Below are 1,973 nucleotides of genomic sequence, written 5' to 3'. Positions count from 1 at the left end.
GCCTGGGATGAGCGCGCTCACCGACGCGGGCCGGCGTGCCGAGCCGGTCGACCGGGACCTGCTTGCCGACGTCCGGGCCCGGCTGGTCCGGTCCGGTGGGGCGCCGTCGGCCGAGCTCGTGACCTCGGTGGTGCGGGAGGCAGGGGCGGTGCTGGGCAGCCGCGCGCTCGCCGAGCTGGTCGCCGTCGTGCGGGCGGAGCTGCTCGGCGCCGGTCCGTTGCAGGAGCTGCTCGAGGAGCCGGACGTGACGGATGTGCTGGTCAACGGCCCGCGGGACGTGTGGGTCGAGCGGGCGGGCCGGCTCGAGCGGGTCGACGTCGACCTCGGCACCCCGCAGGACGTGCGCTCCCTCGCGGTGCGCCTCGCGGCGGCGGGCGGGCAGCGGCTGGACGACGCGAGCCCGGTGGTCGACGCGCGCCTGCCGGATGGCACACGGCTGCACGCCGTGCTGCCGCCGGTCGCGGGCGGCGGCACCCTGCTCTCGTTGCGGGTGCTGCGCCGCCGCGCCTTCACGCTCGGCGAGCTGGTCGCCGCCGGTGGTGTCGCCCCCGCGTGCGAACCGGTGCTGCGCGGGCTCGTGGCCGAGCGGGCGAACGTGCTCATCTCGGGGGCGACCGGCACGGGCAAGACGACGCTGCTCGCGACCCTGCTCTCGCTCGTGCCACCGACCGAGCGCATCGTGTGCATCGAGGAGTCCGGTGAGCTCGAGCCCGACCACCCGCACGTCGTCCGGCTGCTTGCCCGGCGAGCGAACATCGAGGGCGTCGGCGAGGTGGGGCTGCCCGACCTCGTGCGGCACGCGCTGCGGATGCGGCCCGACCGCATCGTGCTCGGCGAGTGCCGGGGAGCCGAGGTGCGCGAGGTCCTCACCGCGCTGAACACCGGGCACGAGGGCGGCTGGGCGACGGTGCACGCGAATGCGGCCGCCGACGTGCCGGCCCGGCTCGAGGCGCTCGCCGCCCTCGCCGGCATGAGCAGTGAGTCGGTCGCGGCGCAGGCGGCCAGCGCGCTCGACGCGGTGGTGCACCTGCGGCGCGACGGCGGGCAGCGGTACCTGGCCGAGCTGGCCGTGGTCACCCGGGAACCGGGCGGCGAGCTCGTCGTCGTGCCGGCGCTGACGGTCGGTGGGCCGGCGTCGCGGGGTGGGCGCGCCGTGGGAGCGGAGGTCGAGCTCGGGCCAGGTTGGGCGAGGCTGGCCGCGCGCGCCGGGCTGACGGGGCCGCCCGACTCGATCGGGTCGGCGGGCGTGCGCGGGGCGCCCGGTTCGCCGGGGTCTCCCGGGGCCGCCCCGGTTCGGCAGCGGCCATGAACCTGCCGATGGCGGTGCTGATCGCGCTCGCGGTGCTCGTCGGCTGCGGCCCCGGTGGGCGCCGCCCCGGCGTGGTCGGGCTCGACCACGCTCGGCCGCCCGGTCCCTCGCGGTCACGGGTGGCCGCGGGCTGGTCGCGGCTCCGACGGAGGGGGGCCCCGGGTGGGGCGCCGGACCTCGCCGTCGTCGTCATCGAGGTCGCCTCCCAGCTACGAGCGGGCGCCGACCCGGGGCGGGCCTGGTCGCTCGCGCTGGGGCGGCCGGTGGGCGGTGGCGGGATCCCGGACCTGGCGGACCTCGCGGCGGCCGGCACGCGGTCCCAGGCCGCCGCCGTGGTCGCCGCCGGGAAGCTCGCGGGTGTCCTCGGCGCGCCCCTCGCGCAGGTGCTCGAACGGGTCGCCGACGCCCTCGCATCCGCCGCGGAGGCCGACGGCGAACGCCGCGCCGCGCTGGCCGGGCCGCGCGCGACAGCGAGGGTCCTGACGGGGCTGCCCATCCTCGGAGCGGTGCTCGGGTCGGCCGTGGGTGCCGATCCGGTGGGGGTGCTGCTGGGCGGCGGGATAGGGACGTTCGCGCTGGTGGTGGGCGTGGTGTTGCTGCTGGTCGGCCGGTGGTGGATCGCGCGGCTCGTGCGCGCGGCGTCGCGGGTCGGGCAGTCGACGTG

General features: G+C 78.5%; 2 protein-coding genes. Both read left to right on the top strand.

Translation table 11 applies throughout. From position 1 onward, the window contains the following. Positions 1-7: 7 nt before the first annotated feature. A complete protein-coding gene (locus VIM26_RS25915; RefSeq protein WP_331956215.1) occupies positions 8-1,309 on the top strand; it encodes a TadA family conjugal transfer-associated ATPase in 1,302 nt (433 codons plus the stop codon). Beyond that, positions 1,306-1,973 (top strand): hypothetical protein (locus VIM26_RS25910; RefSeq protein WP_331956214.1); only part of this gene is annotated, 668 nt, incomplete at its 3' end. The genes VIM26_RS25915 and VIM26_RS25910, both read left to right, overlap by 4 nt.

Origin of the sequence: Pengzhenrongella sp. (genome assembly GCF_036565025.1) — a bacterium.
GTDB lineage: Bacteria > Actinomycetota > Actinomycetes > Actinomycetales > Cellulomonadaceae > Pengzhenrongella.
Note: the sequence above shows the minus strand (reverse complement) of the source record. Positions and strands in the feature narration are given on the sequence as shown.